21 protein-coding genes are annotated in these 23,033 nt (G+C 61.9%); 11 read left to right on the forward strand and 10 right to left on the reverse strand.

Translation table 11 applies throughout. From position 1 onward, the window contains the following. Positions 1 to 127: 127 nt before the first annotated feature. Positions 128 to 475 carry a DUF952 domain-containing protein gene (locus ACST81_RS21145; RefSeq protein ID WP_438750388.1) on the forward strand — a complete coding sequence of 116 codons (348 nt, stop codon included), beginning with the start codon at positions 128 to 130 and terminating at the stop codon, positions 473 to 475. After that, positions 472 to 1,560, forward strand: coding sequence for a quinone-dependent dihydroorotate dehydrogenase (locus ACST81_RS21150; RefSeq protein ID WP_438750389.1), 1,089 nt, complete (start codon positions 472 to 474; stop codon positions 1,558 to 1,560). Before ACST81_RS21145 ends, ACST81_RS21150 begins: the two co-directional genes overlap by 4 nt. On the opposite strand, the gene ACST81_RS21155 is transcribed toward ACST81_RS21150, so the two are convergent. Genes ACST81_RS21155 through ACST81_RS21165 form a run of 3 tightly spaced genes read right to left on the reverse strand, consistent with a single transcriptional unit; the run spans position 1,536 to position 3,717 of the window. Then, entirely contained in the window at positions 1,536 to 2,903 is a 1,368-nt protein-coding gene (locus ACST81_RS21155) for an MATE family efflux transporter (RefSeq protein ID WP_438750390.1), read from the reverse strand. The two genes, ACST81_RS21150 and ACST81_RS21155, sit on opposite strands and share 25 nt — an antisense overlap. Positions 2,904 to 2,945: 42 nt before the next feature. Beyond that, positions 2,946 to 3,449 carry a CAP domain-containing protein gene (locus tag ACST81_RS21160; RefSeq protein WP_438750392.1) on the reverse strand — a complete coding sequence of 168 codons (504 nt, stop codon included), beginning with the start codon at positions 3,447 to 3,449 and terminating at the stop codon, positions 2,946 to 2,948. A 1-nt stretch (position 3,450) separates the two neighbouring features. Continuing rightward, a complete protein-coding gene (locus ACST81_RS21165) occupies positions 3,451 to 3,717 on the reverse strand; it encodes a DUF6460 domain-containing protein (protein ID WP_438753741.1) in 267 nt (88 codons plus the stop codon). Positions 3,718 to 3,921: 204 nt separating this feature from the next. On the opposite strand from ACST81_RS21165, the gene ACST81_RS21170 reads away from it, so the two are divergent. The 3 genes from ACST81_RS21170 (at position 3,922) to ACST81_RS21180 (ending at position 7,312) form a co-directional block, all read left to right on the forward strand. Beyond that, a complete protein-coding gene (locus ACST81_RS21170) occupies positions 3,922 to 4,860 on the forward strand; it encodes a methyltransferase (protein WP_438753742.1) in 939 nt (312 codons plus the stop codon). A gap of 214 nt (positions 4,861 to 5,074) precedes the next feature. Continuing rightward, on the forward strand, positions 5,075 to 5,707 hold the full coding sequence (locus ACST81_RS21175) for a YitT family protein (protein ID WP_438750393.1): 633 nt from the start codon (positions 5,075 to 5,077) through the stop codon (positions 5,705 to 5,707). Positions 5,708 to 6,163: 456 nt separating this feature from the next. Then, positions 6,164 to 7,312 (forward strand): IS4 family transposase, encoded by a 1,149-nt coding sequence (locus tag ACST81_RS21180; protein WP_438750395.1) that lies wholly within the window; start codon positions 6,164 to 6,166, stop codon positions 7,310 to 7,312. A gap of 141 nt (positions 7,313 to 7,453) precedes the next feature. Here ACST81_RS21180 and ACST81_RS21185 read toward each other — a convergent pair whose 3' ends face one another. After that, entirely contained in the window at positions 7,454 to 7,915 is a 462-nt protein-coding gene (locus ACST81_RS21185) for a carboxymuconolactone decarboxylase family protein (protein WP_438750396.1), read from the reverse strand. 23 nt (positions 7,916 to 7,938) lie between these two features. After that, positions 7,939 to 8,442, reverse strand: coding sequence for an RrF2 family transcriptional regulator (locus tag ACST81_RS21190; RefSeq protein ID WP_438750397.1), 504 nt, complete (start codon positions 8,440 to 8,442; stop codon positions 7,939 to 7,941). Positions 8,443 to 8,583: 141 nt separating this feature from the next. Between ACST81_RS21190 and ACST81_RS21195 the strand changes: the two genes are divergently transcribed. After that, positions 8,584 to 9,225, forward strand: coding sequence for a YitT family protein (locus ACST81_RS21195; RefSeq protein WP_438753744.1), 642 nt, complete (start codon positions 8,584 to 8,586; stop codon positions 9,223 to 9,225). A 67-nt stretch (positions 9,226 to 9,292) separates the two neighbouring features. Here the strand turns inward: ACST81_RS21195 and ACST81_RS21200 are convergent, their stop codons facing one another. Further along, positions 9,293 to 9,496 carry a hypothetical protein gene (locus tag ACST81_RS21200; protein ID WP_438750398.1) on the reverse strand — a complete coding sequence of 68 codons (204 nt, stop codon included), beginning with the start codon at positions 9,494 to 9,496 and terminating at the stop codon, positions 9,293 to 9,295. A 214-nt stretch (positions 9,497 to 9,710) separates the two neighbouring features. Here ACST81_RS21200 and ACST81_RS21205 point away from each other — a divergent pair, with 214 nt between their 5' ends. The 4 genes from ACST81_RS21205 (at position 9,711) to ACST81_RS21220 (ending at position 14,269) form a co-directional block, all read left to right on the forward strand. Beyond that, a complete protein-coding gene (locus tag ACST81_RS21205) occupies positions 9,711 to 12,212 on the forward strand; it encodes a ligase-associated DNA damage response DEXH box helicase (RefSeq protein WP_438753745.1) in 2,502 nt (833 codons plus the stop codon). A gap of 17 nt (positions 12,213 to 12,229) precedes the next feature. Continuing rightward, positions 12,230 to 12,955, forward strand: coding sequence for a ligase-associated DNA damage response endonuclease PdeM (gene pdeM / locus ACST81_RS21210; protein WP_438750399.1), 726 nt, complete (start codon positions 12,230 to 12,232; stop codon positions 12,953 to 12,955). A 72-nt stretch (positions 12,956 to 13,027) separates the two neighbouring features. After that, on the forward strand, positions 13,028 to 13,291 hold the full coding sequence (locus ACST81_RS21215; protein WP_438750400.1) for a type II toxin-antitoxin system ParD family antitoxin: 264 nt from the start codon (positions 13,028 to 13,030) through the stop codon (positions 13,289 to 13,291). A 420-nt stretch (positions 13,292 to 13,711) separates the two neighbouring features. Beyond that, on the forward strand, positions 13,712 to 14,269 hold the full coding sequence (locus tag ACST81_RS21220) for a dihydrofolate reductase family protein (RefSeq protein ID WP_438750401.1): 558 nt from the start codon (positions 13,712 to 13,714) through the stop codon (positions 14,267 to 14,269). On the opposite strand, the gene ACST81_RS21225 is transcribed toward ACST81_RS21220, so the two are convergent. The 4 genes from ACST81_RS21225 to ACST81_RS21240 all read right to left on the reverse strand — a co-directional run bounded on the left by ACST81_RS21225 (position 14,266) and on the right by ACST81_RS21240 (position 20,856). Next, complete coding sequence (locus tag ACST81_RS21225; RefSeq protein WP_037104964.1) at positions 14,266 to 14,502, reverse strand: Lrp/AsnC ligand binding domain-containing protein; 237 nt, start codon at positions 14,500 to 14,502, stop codon at positions 14,266 to 14,268. The genes ACST81_RS21220 and ACST81_RS21225 overlap by 4 nt on opposite strands. 209 nt (positions 14,503 to 14,711) lie before the next feature. Further along, the gene (locus ACST81_RS21230) at positions 14,712 to 15,488 is read right to left on the reverse strand and encodes a TIGR02186 family protein (protein WP_438753747.1); all 777 of its coding nucleotides are present in this window, start codon (positions 15,486 to 15,488) and stop codon (positions 14,712 to 14,714) included. An 11-nt stretch (positions 15,489 to 15,499) separates the two neighbouring features. Continuing rightward, entirely contained in the window at positions 15,500 to 16,426 is a 927-nt protein-coding gene (locus ACST81_RS21235; protein WP_438750402.1) for a sulfite exporter TauE/SafE family protein, read from the reverse strand. Between the two features lie 251 nt (positions 16,427 to 16,677). Continuing rightward, the gene (locus tag ACST81_RS21240) at positions 16,678 to 20,856 is read right to left on the reverse strand and encodes a peptidoglycan-binding protein (RefSeq protein ID WP_438750404.1); all 4,179 of its coding nucleotides are present in this window, start codon (positions 20,854 to 20,856) and stop codon (positions 16,678 to 16,680) included. A 377-nt stretch (positions 20,857 to 21,233) separates the two neighbouring features. Between ACST81_RS21240 and ACST81_RS21245 the strand changes: the two genes are divergently transcribed. Further along, positions 21,234 to 23,030, forward strand: coding sequence for an acyl-CoA dehydrogenase C-terminal domain-containing protein (locus ACST81_RS21245; RefSeq protein WP_438750405.1), 1,797 nt, complete (start codon positions 21,234 to 21,236; stop codon positions 23,028 to 23,030). Positions 23,031 to 23,033 lie beyond the last annotated feature (3 nt).

The following is a 23,033-nucleotide window of genomic DNA, read 5'->3' on the forward strand; positions in this document are numbered from 1 at the left end:
TTCTCCTTGATTGCCAAAACCGGATATCGTCACAAAAACCGGCCTGTCTTTCGCTTCACGGTGGACTTTCGCAGAAGATTGCGGCAATTCCGCAAAGGATATCGTCCAGGCTCCAGGAAACGGCGGCATGCCCCACGTCATCTACAAAATCGTTCCGGCAACTCTATGGCAAAATGCCCGAGCGCGTGGAGAATTCAAGGGCGCCGCGATCGACCTGACGGACGGCTATATCCATTTCTCCACCGCCGAGCAGGCAATCGAGACCGCCGCGCGTCATTTTTCCGGGCAGGACGGTCTGTTGCTGGTCGCCGTCGATGGCGACAGGCTCGGCGATGCGCTCGTCTATGAACCCTCGCGCGGTGGTGCGCTGTTTCCGCATCTCTATGGCACGCTAACGCTCGACGCCGTTCTCTGGGAAAAGCCCCTGCCGCTCGATGCCGGCGGTGCCCATATTTTTCCGGAGCTTGACCAATGATCGATCTCTTCCAGTCGCTTGCCCGTCGCAGCCTGTTCCTGTTCGATCCGGAAGCGGCCCATGGCCTCTCCATCACGGGCCTGAAGACAGGTCTTGTTCCCTCGTGCGCCGCCCCGGCCGACACGCGCCTTGCCCAAACTGTCGCCGGCCTCTCTTTTGCCAATCCTATCGGCATGGCCGCCGGTTACGACAAGAACGCGGAGGTTCCAGAAGCGCTGCTGCGGCTCGGCTTCGGCTTCACCGAGATCGGCACCGTCACGCCGAAGGCCCAGTCCGGCAATGACAAGCCACGTATCTTCCGTCTGGTCGCGGATGACGCCGTCATCAATCGGCTCGGCTTCAACAACGAGGGGCACCAGGCTGCCTTGCAGCGCCTGCGCACCTGCTCGCGTTCGGCGATGATCGGCGTCAATATCGGCGCCAACAAGGACAGCGCCGACCGCATCGCCGATTATGTCGCCGGTATTCGTACTTTCTACGATGTCGCCCGCTATTTCACAGCCAACATCTCCTCTCCGAACACGCCGGGCCTGCGCGACCTCCAGGCGCGCGAAAGCTTGTCTGCGCTGCTGTCGGCGGTGCTTGCGGCGCGCGACGAGGAAGCCGCGAAGGTCGGCAACCGCGTACCGGTCTTCCTGAAGATTGCCCCCGATCTCACCGAGGAAGGCATGGACGATATCGCCGCCGAGGCGCTGTCGCACAATCTCGATGGCCTGATCGTTTCCAACACCACGCTGTCACGCGAAGGGCTGAAGGACCAGCGGCAGGCGAAGGAAAGCGGCGGCTTGTCCGGCAAGCCGTTGTTCGAGAAGTCCACCGCCGTGCTTGCCAGGATGCGCAAGCGCGTCGGGCCGGACCTGCCGATCATTGGCGTCGGCGGTGTCTCATCGGCCGAAACGGCGGCGGAAAAAATCCGTGCCGGCGCCAATCTGGTCCAGCTCTATTCCTGCATGGTCTACGAAGGCCCGTCGCTCGCCGGTCGCATTGTGCGCGGCCTGTCGCAGCTGTGCGACCGCGAAAAACTCGGCTCGATCGCCGAGATCCGCGGCACGCGCACCGATTACTGGGCGGCCCGGAACGTTTGAGCCGAGCGGCGCGGCACCAGTGCCATCAGGAAGGTGCCGCGAAACAGCAGGAACAGATTGAGCCCCGCCCACAGGCCATGATTGCCGAAGGCGGGCACAAGAAGACAGAGCGCCAGAACATAGCCGGCAAAAGCCAGGAGCATCATGTTGCGCATGTCGCGCGACCATGTGGCGCCGATGAACACACCGTCCATCAGGAAGGCGAGCGCCCCCGTCAGTGCCGTGATCGCCGCCCATGGCATGTAGATATAGGCCTCCGCCCGCACGTCGGCCGCCGTCGTCAGAAGGTCCACCAGACTGTTGCCGAAGACGAGGAAGGCGATCGTGGTCATGCCGGCGAGCGCCAGCGACCAGGTGGCGGTCATCCGCAAGGCCCGGTCGAAGGCGGGACGGAACCGCGCGCCGATCGCCCGGCCTGTCAGCTGTTCGGCGGCGTTGGCAAGCCCGTCGAGATAATAGCCCGCCACCAGGAAGATGCTCATCAAAACGGAATTGGCGGCGAGCGTCACCGGGCCGAACGAGGTGCCGATCCGCGTCATCAGCATGAAGGCGGCCAGTAGCACGAAGGAGCGGATCATGATGTCGCGGTTCAGCCCGAACAGCGGCTTCAGGCGCTCGGTGGAGAAGATGGCCGCCCAGGTCGGTGCCGCGGATCGGTCGAAACGGGCGCGCACCAGCGCGAACCCGACGACGGCACCGACCACTTCGCCCGTCACCGTCGCCAGCGCCACGCCCATCACGCCCCAGCCAAGATAAAGGCCGAGCGTGATCGACAGGACGATGTTGATGCCGTTGATCAACGTCTGCAGCATCAGCCCGGTCGTGCCCTGTCCGCGCCCCAGCACGAAGCCGAGGATGGCATAGTTGGCAAGCGAGGCCGGCCCCGCAAGGATGCGACAGTTGAAATAGGTGCGTGTCACGGCCTCTATCTCCGGCCCCGGCGCCAGAAGCCAGAGGCCGAACGACAAGAGCAGCGGCGACACCAGAATGAGGGCACTGCCACAGACAAGCGCAATGATCAGCGAACGCCAGAACACCGCCTGCTCTTCCGTCTTGTCGCCGCGCCCGAAAGCCTGCGCCACCAGCCCGGTCGTGGCTGCCCTCAGGAAATTGAAGGTGGTAAAGATGAGGTCGAAGATGATCGCGCCGACGGCAAGGCCGGCCAGCAGCGTCGCCTGTCCGAGACGGCCAATGACCGCCGTATCGACCAGGCCAAGCAGCGGCGTCGTCAGGAAACCCAGCGTCATCGGCACGGCGATCGACAGGATCAGCCGGTTGGTGACGAGAAATGGGCCTGCGCCGTCAGCGTTTTCGGCGATTTCGGATGTCTGCGCCGCGCTCATGCCCTGCTCCCTGAAGCCAGCCCTGAACCCTTGAGAATCACATCAGCTGGTTGACAGCACCATGGCCCAATAGGGTCGGTTTCCGGAAGCCGGATTCCGCATCACGGCGACGCCCAGTCCGCGATAATTCGGGCCGAGCATGTTTTCCAAATGCTTGGGCGAGTTGTACCAAGCCGTATAGGCCTTTTCGGCGCTGTCCTGACCCGAAGCGATGTTTTCCGCCGCCGGCAGGGAAACGCCGCTGCCCTTCATGCGATCGAGGAAACTGTCGCCCATGCCGATCAGATGCGACATTTTCCCGGCCTTAGCCATGCGGCCGGCCTGCGAGAGTGCTGCCTGCGCCGCTGCCGGGTCGCGCACCAGTGGTTCCAGCCCTTTCTGCTTCCTCAGGTTATTGACGTAACCGAGCGTCGCATCGGTCTGGTCGCTGCCGTCACCGCTCGGGGTGATCTTGGGCGTGCCGCAGGAAGCCAATAAACCGAGCGAAAGAATGGCGCCCGTGCGCAGCAGATTGCGCCGCGAGGCAAGGAAAGTCTGATCGTTCATGTTACCGCCGGTAGCTGAGGATGCGCAGGATGATGAAGACCGGGATCACCACGGCTGCACCCAGCAGCAGGTAGTCACCGACCTTTCCGAGGGCCGCGAAGCCCGAATTCCAGATGTCGAGAACAAAATCCCGGACCGTGTAGAGAATGCCGTACGGCGTCCAGCCGAAAACGGCCATGACGAAACCGACGATGATCGAGACCACCAGCAGCTTAACCAGCACACGCAGGGGCGAATCGCCCAGAAATCTGTTCACTCCATCGGCCATGACGTCATGATTCTCCTGTTTCGCCATTCTGCTGTTTGCCTGACATAAGCTGCGGGACGGCCTGCCGCAAGCTGCAAGGATTGGCGATGCCGGCCTTGCGGATCGCGATCTGCTAAATCACGCCTTGCCATTTTAGCGGCCCCGCGCGAAAAGCGCTGAACGTCGCGAGCAGAAGCCCGTGGCGCAGGATCAAGGCACACGACCATCAGTTCCAATCAGCTCTCCTCCGGCAACCTGATTGCCGATCGCCGTACCGAATATGCGCATATGCTGGCGACCGAAGGCGACCATGCCGCGGCGGCCGACCTGATGCGCCAGGCGCTGGAACTGGTTCCCGACTGGGCGGCCGGCTGGTTCCGCCTCGCCGACTATGAGGAGAAATCGGGCCGCAAGGAGGCGGCTGTCGAGGCGCTGCGAAAAGTCTTGGGCCTGAACCCGGAGGATATTTTCGGCGCTTCGCTGAAGCTAACCTTCCTCGGCAGCGCGCCGGCGGACGGCCAGCCGCCGAGCCAGCATGTCGAGCGCCTGTTCGACGATTATGCCGATCGCTTCGATGTTTCGCTCGTCGACAAGCTCGGTTACAATGTGCCGGAAACGCTGACGGCACTGCTGGAAGAGCATATCGGCGAGGCCCGTATCGCGCATCTGGTCGATCTCGGCTGCGGCACCGGCCTGTTCGGCGCGCGCATCCGCGCCCGCACCGATTATCTCGAAGGTTATGACCTCTCGACCAACATGCTGGCCAAGGCGGCAGACAAGCATGTCTACGACCATCTCGGCCAAGCCGATCTTTTCCTTCCGCCGGAGACGTCCGGCCTGTTCGACGCCAAAGCCACCCATCGCGCCACCCTCGTCAGCGCCACCGACGTCTTCCTCTACCTCGGCAATCTCGACAGCATCTTGGTTCTAGTCACCGAATTGCTTTCGCCCGGCGGCATCTTCGCCTTTTCGACAGAGGATGCTGGAGACAATGGCGACGTCGTCCTGCGCCCGTCGCTGCGCTATGCCCATTCGCGCGACTATATCCGGCGGCGCTGCGCCGAGTTCGGGCTGACAGTGCTGGCGGATCGTGAGACCATCATTCGCAATGATGGCGGCAAACCCCTCTCCGGCATGCTGTTCCTTACGCGGAAACCGGCCTGAACGAACGTTTCTTGCGAAGTTGAAATAGGTCAGCATTACTTACTTATTTTACTTGATCATGACAGTGGAAATCGCGATAAATGCTGCATCGCACACAGACGGCGCAGTCGAAAGATCGTGCCTGCACTTTCACTTCATTTCCATCAAACATGTCGCTCGACCTGCCATTCCGGCCGGTCCGAAGCACTGTTCGTTTGCCGCCGGAGATTGTCGCATGAGCCTCATTGCCGCACTTGGCTTCTGGAATACGAACGCGACCCGCCATACGGCGGTTGAAGACGTGCAGGGTATCTTTTCCGGCAGCCTCGTCGCGGCGCTCGGGCTTTATGTGCTGGCAAGCGCCGGCCTTCTGACCGGCAGCACCGCCGGCGTCGCCTTTCTGCTGCATTATGCGCTGGGCATCAATTTCGGCCTTGCCTTCTTCCTGCTCAACGTGCCGTTCTTCTACCTGTCCTGGAAGCAGCTCGGCATGGGCTTCACGGTGAAGACCTTCATCGCCATCAGCATCACCTCGCTGCTCACCAATGTGCAGGGGCAGGTGTTCCAGATCTCTGAAATCCATCCGGCCTGGGCTGCCCTTCTCGGCGGCCTGCTGCTCGGTTTCGGCCTTTTGGCGCTCTATCGCCACCGCGCCAGCCTCGGCGGAGTCGGTATTCTCGGCATCTACATGCAGGAGCGTTTCGGCATCCGCGCCGGCCTCGTGCAACTCGCCATCGATCTGTGTGTCCTTGCTGCCGCCTTCTTTGTCACCACGCCTCCCGTGGTGTTCTATTCCGTGCTCGGCGCGGTGGTCTTCAACCTGTTCCTGACTATCAATCACCGCGCCGACCGCTACATCGCTTTGTAGACCGCACGTCCTCCAGGCGGAGGAGACGCTGCGCGCAAAGCGAGGTGATGAGGGGGCCAAGGGCGCGGTCTTGCAAAGGACTGCGCCGCGCCACTGCCACGGGCGGCACCGGCTGCCCCCTCATCCGACTTTGAAAGCCCAAATGAAACGAGAGCGGAAAGGCTACCCTTCCCGCTCAAACTGCTGACAAAGTCTTTTCTAACGACTCTGAAGGTTGCTCGGGGCGTTCTGCGGCCAGCATTTCCCTCCGTCATCTCTGTGCTTGTCACAGAGATCCAGCCAGCTCAAGTCTTGAGCTGAAAGAGTCTTTTGACCCGACGGACGTCGGGTCGCTGGATCCCCGCCACGAGGGCACTGCTGTCCGGCTTAAAATGATTGGACAAGGCGCACGGTGTTGATTCTACTCGTGTTCGAGCGTTTGGCGACGGTCTCGGACATGGATAGAGGAGCAACCCCGTGCGGCATTACAATAGCGTCTTTCATGATCTTTTGAAGCGTGTTCCATGGGCAGTCTTCGACAGGCTTGTGGAGGAGCACGGGGCCGACAAGCATGTCCGGCGGTTGTCGACGAAGACGCAACTGGTCGCGCTTTTGTATGGCCAGTTGGCGGGTGCGGTCAGTCTGCGCGAGATCGCCGGCGGCCTGGAAAGCCATGCGGCGCGGCTTTATCATCTCGGCGCCCGTCCTGCCTCGCGCTCGACATTGGCCGATGCCAATGCAAAACGTTCGAGTGCGGTGTTTGCCGGGCTGTTCGTCGAACTGACAGCCAGGATCGGACGCGGTCTGCGCCGGGCGATCGGCGAAGCGATCTACCTGATCGATGCGACGGGAGTGCGGCTGTCGGGAGCCGGATCGCAATGGGCGCGGTTTTCCCATCAGGCCTGCGGTGCAAAGGTCCATGTCATCTACGATGCCGGTGCCGAGCGGCCAATCTATGCGGCCGTCACACCTGCAAATGTGAATGACATCACCGCCGCCAAGCAGATGCCGATCGAGCCCGGCGCGACCTATGTCTTCGATCTCGGCTATTACGATTTCGGCTGGTGGGCCGGGATGGACAAGGCCGGATGCCGGATCGTGACGCGGTTCAAGTCGCATACGCCCCTGAACGTGACACAAGAGCAGCTGGTCGATGATCCCGGCTCCATTCTCTCGGATCGCATCGGTCTCTTGCCGGCGCGCCAAGCCGGAAGCTGCCGCAATCCATTCGGCGATCCGGTGCGCGAGATCACCGTCAGAACGGATACGGGAAAGGTCCTGCGTCTCTTGACCAACGATCTCGATGCGCCGGCACAGGAGATCGCCGACCTCTACAAGCGGCGCTGGGCGATCGAACTGTTCTTCCGGTGGGTCAAGCAGACCCTCAAGATCCGCCATTTTCTCGGCACATCCGAGAATGCGGTCCGCATCCAGATCGCCGTCGCCCTCATTGCGTTCCTGTTGCTGCGCATGGCCCAGGCCGACCAGAAAACCATCCAAAGCCCACTCGCATTCGCCCGTCTCGTGCGCGCAAACCTCATGCACCGCCGCCGAACCGACCGACTCCTCAAGCCGCCGCCAGACAACCGGCACGACAAAACACAGATGGTCTTCTCATGGACCTGAATTTAAACCGGACACCAGTGCCACGAGGGCGAGGATGACGGAGAGTGGGGTTGCACCTCCTCAAACAATCAGTTTAGGGGTTTGTCAGCGGTCTGAGCGGAAAGGTTACCCCTTCCGCTCTCGTTCAGTTTTAAACGATGCTCAGGCGGCCTTCGCAACCTTGTCGATCGGATGCTGCGAGCGGAACGAAACGGCAATGCGGTTCCAGACATTGATGGTGCCGATCGCAACCGTGATCTTGGCAATGTCCTCAGCCGAGAAATGCGCCGCCAGCGTTTCATAGGCATCGTCCGGCGCGCCGGTCTGGGCAAGGTTGGTCACCGCATCGACCCAGCCGAGCAGTGCCCTCTCGCGGGCGTCGTAAACCGGCGATTCCCGCCAGACGCACATCAGGTTGATCCACTGTTCGCTCAAGCCGTCGTGGCGCGATTCTTTGACATGCATATCGACGCAATAGGCGCAGCCGTTGATCTGCGAGGCACGCAGCTTGATCAGGTGGATGAAGCGGCGCTCCAGGCCGGAACCTTGCACATAGTTTTCAAGCGCCACTACGGCCTTGAAAGCGTCCGGGGATGCCTTGGTCATGTCGAGACGAGGATGCATGTGTCTTCTCCTTGGTTGAGGGCTCAGCGAGCTGTTGCCTTACGTTCGTGGATTTCAAGAAAGGCGCAGCTGCGGGCGGCGATGGGACCATCGTCGATTTCCGCCAGCTGGACGCCGAGATCGGCGATCGTGGTCTTGGCGAGTTCAGCCCGGTAGACCCGCTCCGCCCGCAGCATCGTGGCTGAGATGTTGCATGGCTTGGTGAAATAGCGGTTCGGCACAGGGTTCGGCCCCCGTTGACGGATTTCGCCACAGCGGAAAGCGGGGGCCGGTCCTTCGACGGCGAGAACGACGTCGAGCAGTGTAATATCAGCTGGCTTCTTCGCCAGCCGGTAGCCACCCCTTGGACCGGGAACGGTTTCGAGAATGCCGGCGCCGGACAGCGCCTGCAGATGCTTCAAAAGATAGCTCATGGAAACGCCGTGAAATTCGGCGATCGCGGCGGCGGACAGGACGCTGCCTTCCGAAAGACCCGACAGCATCGCAACACTGTGAATGGCCTGCTCCACACCCTCGCCCATCTTCATCGGTTGGCCTCCATTTCTATCGTAGATATTTTTTATCCATGATTATACGAAAGGTCAAGCGGCAATTTTCAGGCCTCTGCTTGCGTTCGGGAAATGGGGCGATAGAAGGGAACGGATCGGCCAAGGAGAATGACGACAATGATGGTGATACCGGCAAAATCCGCCTTCGCGGCCATGATGGCATCAAGTGCGGAGCGCCACTCGCTGGTCGATGACGCGCAGGGCGTCCTGTCCGGCACCATGCTCGCCGTGCTCGGCATCACGCTGTTGTCGAGCGCCGGCCTGCTCACCGGCGGCACGCCCGGCATCGCCTTCCTCGTCCACTACGCGACCGGGTTCAGCTTCGGCGCCTGCTTCTTCGCCGTCAACCTGCCCTTTTATTATCTCGCCTTCCGCCGCATGGGCCTCGCCTTCACGCTGAAGACATTCATGGCCGTGGCGTTGACATCCGCTATGTCGGAAGTCCTGCCCCGCACCCTCGGCCTCGCCCAGGTCGATCCGCTGGTCGGCGCCCTGTTTGGCGGCCTGGTGATCGGCGCCGGACTGCTCGCCCTCTTCCGCCACCGCGCCAGCCTCGGCGGGGTCGGCATCCTGGCGCTCTACATCCAGGATCGCTTCGGCTGGCGCGCAGGCTTCGTGCAACTCGCCTTCGACGGCACGATCGTCGCCTGCTCCTTCTTCCTCGCCAGCCCCTTCATCATCGCCTGCTCGATCCTCGGCGCTGTCGTCATGAACCTGACGCTCGCCATCAACCACCGCAAGGATCGTTATATCGCGATGTAATACCAAGGACCGATGATGGAAACGCATAGGACCGGCGCGTATCGGCTCAAGATTTCGATCAGATGCCTCAAGAGGCGAATTCCTGTTTCTTCAGCTGATCGATCGCATTCAGCGCCTCATACGGCGACCATCCGGCGTGGACGGCGGCCTCGACAAGTCGGGCTTCGGCATCATGCTCCAGTTTCTGGAAAAGGGGTTCCAGCGCCTCTTGCACTGTCAGGATATGCTCATCCGGTGGAATGACCTGTTCATCAGATGCTGACAACGGCATGACGCCCTCCTCTTTTGTTCTTACCCTCGAAAATTTTGCATGAATCCATCAATGCACGACCCCAGAAAGGGTTCCCTCGTGTTTTGATTTTTTTGTCGCGGCGCAGTTTTCCCGCTGAACCCACTGCGTTCCCGCAAAGATCACTCTTCAATTCCCGCCGGTTTGATCTACATTTGTTCGCGTGAACCAGATCGATTCCGCCACGCGCCCGCAGATGCCGCTCAACCTGCCCCCACCCTTCCTGCGCTGGTTCGCGGAAAAGGGCTGGCAGCCGCGCGCGCATCAATTGGAGCTCCTGTCGCATGTGCAGGAAGGGAAAAGCATGCTGCTGATCGCGCCGACGGGTGCCGGCAAGACGCTGGCCGGTTTCCTGCCCTCGCTGGTTTCGCTGACGGAACGCGGTAAAATCCCGCCGGGCTCGGCTTTTACCGGCATCCACACGCTCTACATCTCGCCGCTGAAGGCGCTGGCCGTCGATATCGAGCGCAACCTCATGAAGCCGGTTGGCGACATGGGCCTGCCGATCCGAATCGAGAACCGCACCGGCGATACGCCCGCCTCCAAGCGCCAGCGCCAGAAGATCAATCCGCCGGATATTCTCCTGACCACGCCCGAGCAGGTTGCCCTGCTGCTCGCCAATGGCGAAGCGGAACGGTTCTTCAAGGACCTCAAATATGTCGTGCTCGACGAATTGCATTCGCTCGTCACCTCCAAGCGCGGCCATCTCTTGTCGCTCGGTCTTTCTCGCCTGCGGCGGCTCGCACCCCGCATGCAGGCAATCGGCCTCTCCGCCACCGTCGCCGATCCGATGGACCTGCAACGCTGGCTAGTCGCTCAGAAGGAGGGCGAGACCCATAACGCCGGGCTGATCACGGTCACCGGCGGCGCCCGGCCGGAAATCTCGATCCTGTCCACCGAGGAACGCGTGCCCTGGGCCGGACATTCGGCTGCCTATGCCATCGGCGACATCTACAAGGCGATCGGCGAGACCAAGACGTCGCTCCTGTTCGTCAACACCCGCAGCCAGGCAGAACGCGTCTTCCAGGACCTCTGGACCATCAATGACGACAACTTAGCCATTGCGCTGCATCACGGCTCGCTCGATGTCGGCCAGCGCCGCAAGGTCGAGGCGGCCATGTCCGAAAACAAGCTGCGTGCCGTGGTCGCCACCTCGACGCTCGATCTCGGCATCGACTGGGGCGATGTCGACATGGTCATTCATGTCGGCGCGCCGAAGGGTGCGTCTCGTCTTGCCCAGCGCATCGGCCGCGCCAATCACCGCATGGACGAACCGAGCCGCGCCATCCTTGTGCCGGCCAATCGCTTCGAGGTGATGGAATGCCAGGCGGCTCTGGACGCCAATTATCTCGGCGCGCAGGATACGCCGCCGGTCGGCAAGGGCGCGCTCGATGTGCTTGCCCAGCATGTGCTCGGCATGGCCTGCGCCGCCCCGTTCGATCCGCTGGAGCTTTACGCCGAGATCACCAGCGCCTCCCCCTATACCACACTTCCCTGGGAAACCTTCGAGCGCATCATCGATTTTGTCGCCACCGGCGGTTATGCGCTTCGCTCCTACGAGCGCTACGCCAAGATTCGCAAGACGCCGGAGGGCCGCTGGCGCGTCTCCAATCCGATGATTGCCCAGCAATATCGCCTGAACATCGGCACGATCATCGAATCGCCGATGCTCAATGTCCGCCTCGTAAAGCACAATGCCCGCGGATCGCTGGGGCGCGGCGGCATGGTGCTGGGCAAGGTCGAGGAATATTTCATCGAAATGCTGTCGCCCGGCGATACTTTCCTGTTTTCCGGCAAGGTGCTGCGCTTCGAGGGCATCCGCGAAAGCGAGTGTCTGGTGAGCCAGGGCTACAAGCTCGACCCGAAGGTTCCCTCCTATAACGGCGGCAAGTTTCCGCTTTCGACCTATCTCGCCCAGCAGGTGCGTAAGATGCTGGCCGATCCCGCCCGTCACAAGGCCCTGCCCGATCAGGTCCGCGACTGGCTCTCGCTGCAGGCCGATCTGTCGATGCTGCCGAAGGAAGACGAACTGCTGATCGAGACCTTTCCACGCGGCAGCCGGCACTACATGGTGATCTACGCCTTCGAGGGACGCCTCGCACACCAGACGCTCGGCATGCTGCTCACCCGCCGGCTCGACCGCGCCGGCTTGAAACCCCTCGGCTTCGTCGCCACCGATTATTCGCTGGCGATCTGGGGGCTGGAGGACTTGGGCAGCGCCTTCCGCAAGGGCCGGCCGACGCTCGCCGACCTGTTCGACGAGGATATGCTGGGCGACGATCTCGAAGCCTGGCTGAACGAGAGCTTCCTTCTGAAGCGCACCTTCCGTAACTGCGCCGTCATTGCCGGCCTGATCGACCAGCGCCATCCCGGCAAGGAAAAGAGCGGCCGGCAGGTCACCGTCTCGGCCGATCTGATCTACGACGTGCTGCGCAGCCACGAGCCGGATCACATCTTGCTTGAGGCTACCCGCAACGATGCCTCGAGCGGACTTTTGGAGATCGAGCGGCTTGGCGATATGCTGGCGCGAATCAAGGGTCACATCACCCATCGTCCACTGGACCGGATTTCGCCGCTGGCCGTGCCGGTCATGCTGGAAATCGGCAAGGAGTCGGTCAACGGCGACGCGCAGGATTTCCTGCTGGCCGAAGCCGCCGACGAGCTGTTCGAGGATGTGACCGGCGAGCACCACCTATGACGTCGCGCCGGAAAATCATGCATCGCATAACCCATGCCCTTTCTGCCCTGCCGGACAATCCGGCGCTGTCCGCACGCATCGCCATCAACGGCGTCGCCGCGATCTGCGACCCGCTGGGCGGGCTTTATCTCCCGGATCTCGACATCCTCGTCGTTTCCGACCTGCATCTGGAAAAGGGCTCGGCCTTTGCCCGCCGCGGCATGATGCTGCCGCCCTACGATACGCTGGCGACGCTGCGCATTCTCGAAGCGGTCGTCGCCCGGCACGATCCGAAGACCGTCATTAGCCTTGGCGACAATTTCCACGACCGGGTCGGCTCCGCCCTGATGCCGGAGCAGTTTCGCGGCATGATCGAAACCATGGCGCGCGGCCGCGAATGGATCTGGATCAACGGCAACCATGATCCTGACGGCACTATAGGCCTGCCGGGCACGTCCACCGACGAACTCCACTATGCCGGCCTGATCTTTCGCCACGAACCCGCCAAGGACGCCAGCCCCGGCGAAATTGCCGGTCATCTCCACCCGGCCGCCACCGTGACGCGCCGCGAAAAACGGGTCCGCCGCGCCTGCTTCGCCGGCGACGGCAGCCGCCTCATCATGCCCGCCTTCGGCGTCACCACCGGCGGCCTCGACCTGCGCCACAAGGCCATGCACGGCCTGTTCGACCGCACCAATCTCATCGCCCACATGCTCGGCCGCGACCGAATCTATTCGGTGCGGTTTTCCAATTTGATGGGATGACGGAGAAACTTTTCGCGAAAACGAAATCATGATAACTGTTGTTAACTGTTATCATGATGGCGAAGATGGACGATGGCCAGTTTTGCACTGAACGAGCATTATGAGCGGTTTATCCAGTCCCAGCTGGAATCCGGACGCTACAACAATGCCAGCGACGTCGTGCGGGCCGGACTCAGGATGCTCGAGGATTTCGAGGCTGCTCGTGAACGGTGGCTGCTAGAGGAAATTCCCTCACGCTTGGAAGACATTCGCCGGAATCCGGGAAAAGCTGTTTCGCTTGAGGATGCTTTTTCTCGACTGGAAGCGCGTCATCAAGCCATCGTCGCGAAGACATAATGACACGCCACTATCGCGTCGTCCTGCACCCGAAAGCAGAGGCCGAACTAAACGCGGTCTATGATTCTATCGCGGAAAAAGCGGGTGCCGTGACCGCGTGAACCTTCGTATCCGGCATTCGAGATTTCTGCTCCAAACTGTCGGACTTCCCTGAGCGAGGCACAGAACGGGTCGAACTCATGCCGGGATTACGGATCGTCGGATATAAACGTAGCGTGAGCGTCGCATTCGTTGTCGAGGTTGAAACCGTCATTGTCCTCGGCATTTTCTACGGCGGCAGAAATTTCACCGACGAGACTTTTGAAGACCGGCGGTAACTTATCCGACCGACACTCGGTTCCCAGGAGAAAACCGCTTGCAATATGCAATCGGATTTATCATCATCCGGCCAGATGAAACCCGGTTTTGGGAGAAGCGACCGTGGCCAAGCTGTGCATCTGGAATCTCATCACACTCGACGGCTTTTTCGAGGGCGAGACGAAGTGGGACCTTCAATTCCACGGGCGCGCCTGGGGTCCGGAGCTCGCCGACCTGTCGAAGGAATATGGAGATACGACGGACACGCTGGTCTTCGGCCGCGTCACCTATGAGGGCATGAAGGCTTACTGGACGACGGCGGAAGAGGAAGACGAGGTCAAGGCTTTCATGAACGGTCTGCCGAAGCTCGTCGCCTCGCGCACCATCACGACGAGCGACTGGAACAATACCACCGTCACCGCAGATATCGTCGAGGATATCAGCCACCTGAAACAGACGGCCATCAAGCCGATCCGCGTTTTCGGCAGCAGCGAACTTTGCGACAGCCTGCTGAAGGCCGGCCTGGTCGATGAGATCAAGCTCTGCGTCGTGCCGGTCCTGCTCGGTCGTGGCACGCCATTCTTCAAGCCGGGCCGCGATATGACGACGCTCACGCTGAAAAGTGCGACGACGACCGCCGGCGGCTCCGTTATCCTCACCTATGAGGTCGAGAACGGCTAAAACGCGTTGAACGTCAATGTCGTCAGCGACCGGTTGATGCCCGGCACGGTGGCGATATTGTCGTTGATGAATTTGCCGATATCCTGCTCTTCATCGACATAGACCTTGATCAGCAGGTCGTAATCGCCGCTGGTCGAATACATTTCCGAAACGATTTCCTTCTTGTAGATCACATCGGCCACCTCATAGGTCTTGCCGGGGGCGCATTGCAGCTGGACGAAAATCGGCTTCATGGCACGGGTCTCCTGATATCTCCTCCGCAAATAGCCTGTTTTGACGCCGAGGCAAACCCGCCTTTGGATGGCTGCGCAGGACAGGCAGACCCCGCAGATCGGACATTTGCATTTCACCCAGTACGGCAAGACGGTGATCGCCATCGCCCAACAGCTTTATCGGTGTGGACGGGGCGTAACGCAAACACCCGAGGGTGCCGAATGAAAACTCAATCCCGGCGGAAGACGATACTGGCGAGCCAGCCGGTGACAACGGCCAGAAGCACGGCGATTATGCCGTAGAGGAAGGGCGACTCGTGCGCCGCGCGGGTGATGGCCTGCTCGAGACCGGTCTTGACGACACGCAATGGCAGGGCTTTGGCGGCAACGAAAACACCGTCCCGAAACAGATAGGCGCGCACGATATGCACACCGTTGGGAACATCGGCCGGCAAGCGGACCGATGCCTTGAACAGGCTGGAGCTGATGAACTGCACGCCGCCGGGATCGCGTTGATAGACGCCGCTCGTCTCGCGCAGGCGGCGGAAGGCGTCGCGGAATTCCGTCAGGTTGCTGCCGTCGCCGATATAACCGAGCGGGATCAACGGCATGTGCGCGACGCCGATACCCATGTTTGTCATGTCGCCGGGCGGCGCGATGGTCTCGATGTCACGCGTGCTCGACAGCGAATAAGATTCCGGCACCAGTTCGAAGGTCATGGAATTGGTGTTGATCCAGATGCCGAAGACGCGCTCCTTCTTGCGCACCGTGGTGTTTTCCTTCGGCCCTTCGAGCGCCACGACGATATTGTACTTGCCCTGCGCCAGGATATTGGCGTCGAAGCCGTCGATCGCCCCGAAGATCGTCAGGTCCGCGCCGCGAAAATCCGATGTGATCGAGATTTCGTCGGTCGAGATGCCGATATCCAGCTTTTCGGCGAAATCGATCGGCTCCGCCTGCACGGCCATCGGCAGTGCAAGAGTGGCAGCCAGCAGGAGGGCGCGCATCAAGGTCCGCATCAGAAACCGAACCCCGCGGAAACGATCGAATAGACTTCCTTCGGCGGAATGACGAGTTCGATGGCAAGACGGATGCCGACAGCAAGAACCAGCAGCGCCAGGAGCGCCCGCAATTGTTCGCCACGCAGCCGCTGGCCGACGCGTACGCCATATTGCGCACCGATCACGCCGGCGATCATCAGAACGAAGGCAAGCACGATATCGACCGTATAGTTCGCCGTCGCCTGAACAATGACGGTATAGGCCGAGACGAAGATGATCTGGAACAGCGAGGTGCCGACAACGACGTTGGTCGGGATGCGCAGCAGATAGATCATTGCCGGCACCATGATGAAGCCGCCGCCGACACCCATGACCGAGGTCAGGATGCCGATGCAGAAGCCGAGTGCGGCAATCGGGATGACACTCAGATAGATCTTGGATTTCTTGAACCGCATCTTCAGCGGCAGCCGATGCACCCAGTTGTGATGACCAGGCCTTTTCAGCGTGACGGTCTCGTTGCGGGCGGCGCGGCGCAGGGCGATGATGCTTTCCCACAGCATCAACGAGCCGACAGTGCCGAGCAACAGCACATAGGCGAGCGAAATGACGAGATCGAGCTGGCCGATGCGGCGCAGCAGCGCGAAAATCCAGATGCCGACGGTCGCGCCGGCGAGACCGCCGCAGAGCAATACCGTCCCCAGCTTGATATCGATCGTGCCGCGTCGGAAATGGGTGATGGCGCCGGAGATCGACGAGGCGACGACCTGGTTGGCGCCGGTGGCGACAGCGACGACCGGCGGGATGTTGTAGAAGATCAGGAGCGGCGTGATCAGGAAGCCGCCACCGACGCCGAACATGCCCGACAGGAAGCCCACGGCCGCGCCCATGCCGAGGATGATGAGTATGTTCACCGACAACTCTGCGATGGGCAGATACACTGTCACGGCCGGACCTCTAAATATGCCAATAGCCCGCAATGCGGGCGGAAACGTCAGAGTGGCAACTGATTCACCACGGGAAATTCGTAAGGGATGGAAGGGCCTGAAAACCAATTGTCAAAATTGCGAATTCAATGTCATTCCGTCATGCACTTGGGGGTCAGGCCCGTCAACCTTTGACAAGGCTGCAGTCTACCCCCTCGCCGCTCTCTATGTGCGGTCGGTCTGCGGCATGAATAGGGCCGCAGACGCCATGTTCAGCCGTTCCGCTTCAAGAGTTCCTTGACCAGCGCATCGGTGATCTGGCCGGTTGGCTCCTGGCCGATCGATTTCTGGAAGGCCTTGATCGCCGAGACGGTCTTCTGCCCCATCTCGCCGTCCGGCTTGCCAGCGTTGAAACCATTGTTGTTGAGGATCGCCTGGATGTTGCGTAGCGCCTTCTTCATATCGACGGAGGCGGTCTTCACACCCTTGCCGACCCAGGCATCCGGCACGTCGACCGAATTCGCGTTGGCATCGAGCGGCGTCACCTTCCACGCGTCGAACTTGGCCTTGGCGCTCTCCAGCTGTTCGGGCTTCAAGGCCTTGCCGACTTCGTCGCGCTTCTGGGCGGCATCGGTATCGCCGTCGCGGGCAGCGATGGCGAACCACTTGTAGGATTCTTCCAGGTCCTGCTTCACGCCATTGCCGCGGGCATAGAGGATCGCCAGGTTGAACTGGCTGTCGCGGATGCCGTGCTCGGCAGCTTCGCCGAACCACTTTCCGGCAGCAGCGAAATCCGGGGACGTAGCGCCGCCACTTGCCAGCATGACGGCCAGATTGTGCATGGCGCTGGCATTGCCCTTTTCGGCGGCCTGCAGATAGAGCGTGCGCGCCTTCGGCAGGTTGCGGGCAACGCCGCTGCCCTTTTCGTAAAGGCTCGCCAGACGGTACTGGGCCGGGATGACACCGGCATCGGCCGAACGCTGGTACCATTTTGCGGCCTCGGCCAGATCGGCCTTGACGCCACGGCCTTCGGTATAAACAGCACCGATCTCGAACATCGCCAGCGCGTCGCCCTTCTTGGCAGCCTCGACGAGCGCTTCCGGCTTGATCTCGGCGGGAACGGCAATGTCGGCGGCGGCAGCCGGGGCTGCGGCTTCGACCTTCGCACCATCGGCCTTCGTCGTGTCGAGGCTGGCAGCCGTATCCGACGGGACGGGAGCCAGCATCTGCGACGCGCCGTCGGTTGCCGACTTGACGGCTTCGGCCTGCGGCAGGCTCTGCTGCGGTGTTGTGGTTTCCGGCTGGCTTGTCTGCGGCTCGGCCATCGCCGGCAGTCCGGCATCATCCTGGCCGCCATCCTGCCCGACCGCATCCTCCGCAGCCGCATCTTCTCCAGCCTGCGGCTGCAACGTGCTCAACGGCTCGACATTGTCGCCATCGACAGTCTCTTCAGCCGGCGTCACCGGAGCGACATCGGCGGTTGCCGGCACATCCTTGGCGACCGGCTGCTCGATCACGGCGACCGGGGCTTCGACCGCGCGATCGCCACGGATCAGCGTGTTGACCAGCGGATAGGACATGATCGCCAGCAATACGGCGCCGACAGCCATCAGGATCGGGCGACGATGACGGGCAAACGCGCCACCGATCGACGACGGCGAAGCGCCGCTCTTGCCACGATTAAGGGTATCGACCTCCTCGACGGCCAGTTGCGCGGCACGGCGCGCGGCGGCGATGAAGTCCGCCTTGTCGCCTTCGCTCGGCTGGGCGGCGCGGGCATTCTGGCCGGCGCGGACGCGCTCGAGGATCTTCTTGACGTCGGGCACGCCGGAGCCCGGCTCCAAGAGTTGGTTGGCCATGTCTGGCTCGATCGTCTCGGCCGCGTCCATCGGTGGCGTCGGATCGACGAGCTGGCGCTCGACCGGACGTACCGGCTCGCTACGCTTGCCGGAGAAACGCTTGGCAAGGCCGGCCAAGAGACCGGTCTTGACGACAGGAGCGGCAACGGCGGCAGACTTTACGTCTACCTGTTCGACATGGGCCGGCTCCGAAACCACGAAGGCTTCGGCTACGTCGGCGCGCGCCGCCATGGCCGGCTCGGCTTCGGCGGCCAGCGCATGCATATCGCGCTTCAAGTCCTCATAGCGGCTGCCCAGCTCGACCTCAGCGAAGGGATCATCCTGCGCGTCGAAAACCGGCTGCGACGCCCTGGGCATTTCCGGCTGACGCTGTTCCTGGTAGTCGCGCAGGCCGAAGGCTCGCGGCGCTTCCTGGGCAACACCACGCTCTTCCAGACGTTCCAGTTTCTCGGCGATATGAACGAGCGTTTCATGCAGGGCTTCGAACGTGCGCGCCGTGCGATCCTCGCTGGAGCGGCTGAGATCTTCGAGAACCTTGAGATCATCGGCCAGCGCCGAGATCGCCGCCATATCGGTGCCGCCGGATGCGATCTGCGCGGGGCCGTTCTTCGAATAGGCTTCCATCACCGCTTCGGCCGCCTGGCGGGCAGCCTCGATGATATATTCGTCGCTGGTTGCCAGATATTCCTCAAGTGCCGTCATCCGACCTTCGAATTCGGCAGGAACGACAGCCGGCGCAATGGTTTCGCGCGGCTGGCTGACGAGGCTCGACAGGTTGGCGATCTGGTCCTGCAGGCTGCGCAGGATTTCGCTGTCGTCCTGCGGCGCGGCATGGGTTTCCTCAAGACGGATGGCGATATCCGTCAGCTGGTCCTCGAGCCGGGTAAAGCGGTCGTTGCCGGCAAAGGAGACCGGCGCCGCATCGAGCGAATCGATCCGGCGGGCGAGGTCATCGAGACGTTCGGCAAGCGCATCGTTGACGGCGCCCTGGTCGAGCGCGTCGATCTTGCGCGAAATGTCGCTGAGATAGTCCGTCAGGTCCGGTTGGACCGAAGCCTTCTGCGACCGCTCCATCATCATCGACAACTGGTCGAGCCGTTCCTCGAGACGGACGGCGGCCTCTTCGTTGGCCAGTTCCTCGACGCGGGAGGTCAGTGCCTCGATCCGTGCAGCCAGACCATTGTCGTTCGGGCGCGACAAGGCATCGATCCGGTGCGAGAGATCGGCCAGATGATGTTCGACCCGATCGACGCCGGACAGATCCGGGGCCACCGCGAGGCTTTCAATCTGCCGCGACAGGTCTGCAAGCCGGCCTTCGACACGGTTGACGCCGGACGTGTCCGGCTTATGGATCAGGCTGTCCATCTGGCGCGAGAGGTCGGCGAGCCGGCCTTCGACGCGGGTCACACCGGCACTGTCGGGCGTCGGGGTGCGACCGCTGGCGACGATCGCGCGGCTGATTTCGTCGAGACGGGCATCGAGGTCGGAAAACTGCGAAGCGAGACGCCGGTCGTCCGGCTGCATGTGGCGGCCGATCAGTTCGATCGCCTGGGCGACCGAGATCAGCTTGTCTTCCAGTGCATGCAGTGCCGGGCCGCTGTTCATCGAGCCGATCTGCGCCTTGATCTCGTCGAGACGGTAGGCGAGCGCCACCAGTTCGTCGTCGCGGTTCGTGTCGAACACGTTCAGCCGGTCTTCGACGCCCGTCCAGCGGGTTTCCATACGACGCACGCTGTCCTCGCGGGCCAGGCCCTCGATCATGCTGCGCAGGCCATCGAATTCGTGCTTCAGCTCATCGGTCTGGGCAGGCGACGCCTGCTTGCCCAGTTGGTTGATGCTGTCGGCCAGCCGTTGCAAATCGCCGCGCATATCCTCGGCCAGCGCCTGATCCTGGCCGGCGTCCGCCGTGATGCCGCGGATTTCGGCGCGAAGCGTTTCCATCTCGCGTGCCAGGCCGTCGGCGATGTCCTTCTTCAGTTCCTGGCGCAGGCCAACCAGTGACTGGGCGATCTCGGCCATCGCCGGATCGGGACGCTGCGGCTCGTTGCGGAACTGCTCCGAACGCAGCGGCTCGCGGCGCTGGGGCTCCTGGCGATAATTCTCCTGGCGCAGGTTTTCCTGACGGATCGGCTCCTGACGGGAAGGCTCTTGGCGGGACGGTTCGCGGCGGGCGGGCTCGCTCCGGAACGGTTCGCTGCGATAGACCTCGCTGCGCAGCCGTTCGCTGAGCGGGCGCTCGGGAAGCGGAATTTCACGCTTGGGGAGGACCGGTGCCTGCACCGGGCGGCGCTCGTCGTAACGTGCTTCCTGACGCGGCTGCACCCGTTCGCGGATCGCATCGCGCTCGCGGCTGGCGTTCAGCGCGCGTTGGCGCTGCATGATTTCGGAGATCGGGTCGTGCCGCTGCGCGGGCATTTCGCGCTCCAGCACATCCCGGCCGCGCTGTTCGCGCCCGCCGGTCCCCATCAATCCTTCGATACGCGCTTCCAGTCCTTCGATCGTGCGGTTCAGCGCATCGAGGGACGACCTGTCGCTGTAGGCGCCAGAACCCGGATTGCCCGAGCGTGGAGTGTTTGATCGCGATCCGTTCATCGTTTCTTCGCCTCTTTCCATCGGCCCAATCGGATTCTGGATGTTTAAAAGGCAAATCCCCACCTTCCGATCCGGTCCCCGATCCGGACAAGGCTGCAATGACGCGAAGACAGAACTGTTGCAGCCGTGACCATCTCAACACGCACTTTCCCGAAACGTGGTAAACAAGCCGTTAACCTGGCTGAAAATTTTTTAACGATTTGAGCGCATGCTGAATTTGGGGCGGCTTTCACATCACTGTTCCGGCTATCGGCCGGCCACCGATCAAAGTTTCCCGATTTGCCAATTTTGACGTTTACGCAAACGTCAAAGTTTTGTAGCATGGCGAAAATGACATGGCGCACCCATGACAGGGTTACAGGTGAGGAACAGGAAACATGCCCAGCTATAAGGCTCCGGTAGAAGACACGCTTTTCATTCTCAACGACGTTCTCGGCATCGAGCGCTACAACAACCTGCCCGGCTTTGCCGATGCGACGCCGGACATGATCGAGGCGATCGTCGGCGAGGCGGCCAAGCTTGCCGAGGAGGCGCTGTTCCCGGTCAATCTGTCGGGTGATCAGGAAGGCTGCAAGCGCTCGGACGATGCCACGGTGACGACGCCGAAGGGCTACAAGCAGGCCTTCGATCTCTATCGCCAGGGCGGCTGGCTCGGGTTGTCCGTTCCGGAGGAATATGGCGGCCAGGGCCTGCCCTACACGCTGCACACCGCTGTCGGCGAATACATGTCCTCGGCCAACATGGCGCTGACCATGTATCCCGGCCTGACGCAGGGCGCGATCGCCGCGATCCTCGTGCACGGTACCGACGCGCAAAAGGAAACCTACCTGCCGAAGATGGTCACCGGCGACTGGACCGGCACGATGAACCTGACCGAGCCGCATTGCGGCACCGACCTCGGCCTGCTCCGCTCCAAGGCCGTGCCGCAGGGCGATGGTTCCTACAAGATTTCCGGCCAGAAGATCTTTATCTCCGCCGGCGAACACGACATGTCGGACAATATCATCCATCTGGTGCTGGCCCGCATCGAAGGCGCACCGGAAGGCGTGAAGGGCATTTCGCTGTTCATCGTTCCGAAGTTCCGTGTCGAGGCGGATGGCTCCGTCGGAGCCCGCAACACGGTGTCCTGTGGCGCGATCGAGCACAAGATGGGTATCCACGGCAATTCGACCTGCGTCATGAACTACGACGAAGCGGTCGGCTACCTCATCGGCGCGGAGAACAAGGGCCTCAACGCCATGTTCGTGATGATGAACGAGGCCCGCCTCGGCGTCGGCCTACAGGGCCTGTCGGTGGCGGAAGTGGCCTATCAGAACGCCGCCATCTATGCCCGCGACCGTATCCAGGGTCGTTCGCTGTCTGGGCCGAAGGCGCCGGAGAAGAAGGCCGATCCGATCATCGTCCATCCCGATATCCGCCGCGTGCTGATGACCATCAAGGCCTTCAACGAGGCCGGCCGCGCCTTTACCTTGTGGACGGCGCTGAAATCCGACATCGCGCATCGCGGCGACAACGAGGCCGACCGCCAGGCCGCCGACGACATTCTCGGCCTGATGACGCCAATCCTCAAGGGCGTGCTCACCGACAAGGGCTTCGACCATGCGGTCATGGCCCAGCAGGTCTTCGGCGGCCACGGCTATATCGAGGAACACGGCATGAGCCAGTATGTCCGCGACGCCCGTATCGCCATGATCTACGAGGGTGCCAACGGCATCCAGGCGCTCGACCTCGTCGGCCGCAAGCTGGCGCTGAACGGCGGCCGGGCGATCACCGCCCTGTTCAAGGAAATCGGCGACTTCTGCGAGGAAAACCGCGCCGACGAAAAGCTCGCCCCCTATACCAAGGGCCTGAAGAAGGGCTTGAACGACCTGCAGGCGGCCACCATGTGGTTCATGGGCAATGCAATGGCAAAACCCGACAATGCTGGCGCCGGCTCGACCGACTACATGCACCTCTTCGGCCTCGTCGTGCTCGGCTACATGTGGGCCAAGATCGCCAAGACGGCGGAAGAAAAGCTGGCCGAAGGCGCCGGCGACCGCGAGGCCTACCTGAAGAACAAACTCGTCACCGCAAAATTCTTCATGGAACGCATCATGCCCGAAACCGCGCTGCGCAAAGCCCGCATCGAAACCGGCGCGGATACGTTGATGGCACTGGACGCGGCGGCGTTTTGAAGG

Origin of the sequence: Pararhizobium sp. O133 (assembly GCF_051669845.1) — a bacterium.
Taxonomy (GTDB): domain Bacteria; phylum Pseudomonadota; class Alphaproteobacteria; order Rhizobiales; family Rhizobiaceae; genus Pararhizobium.

Bases quoted from the DNA above. Each gene is read 5' to 3' on its own strand.
- ACST81_RS21145 (WP_438750388.1), top strand. From the start codon at position 128: ATGCCCCACGTCATCTACAAAATCGTTCCGGCAACTCTATGGCAAAAT.
- ACST81_RS21150 (WP_438750389.1), top strand. From the start codon at position 472: ATGATCGATCTCTTCCAGTCGCTTGCCCGTCGCAGCCTGTTCCTGTTC.
- ACST81_RS21155 (WP_438750390.1), bottom strand. From the start codon at position 2,903: ATGAGCGCGGCGCAGACATCCGAAATCGCCGAAAACGCTGACGGCGCA.
- ACST81_RS21160 (WP_438750392.1), bottom strand. From the start codon at position 3,449: ATGAACGATCAGACTTTCCTTGCCTCGCGGCGCAATCTGCTGCGCACG.
- ACST81_RS21165 (WP_438753741.1), bottom strand. From the start codon at position 3,717: ATGGCCGATGGAGTGAACAGATTTCTGGGCGATTCGCCCCTGCGTGTG.
- ACST81_RS21175 (WP_438750393.1), top strand. From the start codon at position 5,075: ATGAGCCTCATTGCCGCACTTGGCTTCTGGAATACGAACGCGACCCGC.
- ACST81_RS21185 (WP_438750396.1), bottom strand. From the start codon at position 7,915: ATGCATCCTCGTCTCGACATGACCAAGGCATCCCCGGACGCTTTCAAG.
- ACST81_RS21190 (WP_438750397.1), bottom strand. From the start codon at position 8,442: ATGAAGATGGGCGAGGGTGTGGAGCAGGCCATTCACAGTGTTGCGATG.
- ACST81_RS21195 (WP_438753744.1), top strand. From the start codon at position 8,584: ATGGTGATACCGGCAAAATCCGCCTTCGCGGCCATGATGGCATCAAGT.
- ACST81_RS21200 (WP_438750398.1), bottom strand. From the start codon at position 9,496: ATGCCGTTGTCAGCATCTGATGAACAGGTCATTCCACCGGATGAGCAT.
- ACST81_RS21205 (WP_438753745.1), top strand. From the start codon at position 9,711: ATGCCGCTCAACCTGCCCCCACCCTTCCTGCGCTGGTTCGCGGAAAAG.
- pdeM (WP_438750399.1), top strand. From the start codon at position 12,230: ATGCATCGCATAACCCATGCCCTTTCTGCCCTGCCGGACAATCCGGCG.
- ACST81_RS21215 (WP_438750400.1), top strand. From the start codon at position 13,028: ATGGCCAGTTTTGCACTGAACGAGCATTATGAGCGGTTTATCCAGTCC.
- ACST81_RS21225 (WP_037104964.1), bottom strand. From the start codon at position 14,502: ATGAAGCCGATTTTCGTCCAGCTGCAATGCGCCCCCGGCAAGACCTAT.
- ACST81_RS21230 (WP_438753747.1), bottom strand. From the start codon at position 15,488: ATGCGCGCCCTCCTGCTGGCTGCCACTCTTGCACTGCCGATGGCCGTG.
- ACST81_RS21240 (WP_438750404.1), bottom strand. From the start codon at position 20,856: ATGAACGGATCGCGATCAAACACTCCACGCTCGGGCAATCCGGGTTCT.
- ACST81_RS21245 (WP_438750405.1), top strand. From the start codon at position 21,234: ATGCCCAGCTATAAGGCTCCGGTAGAAGACACGCTTTTCATTCTCAAC.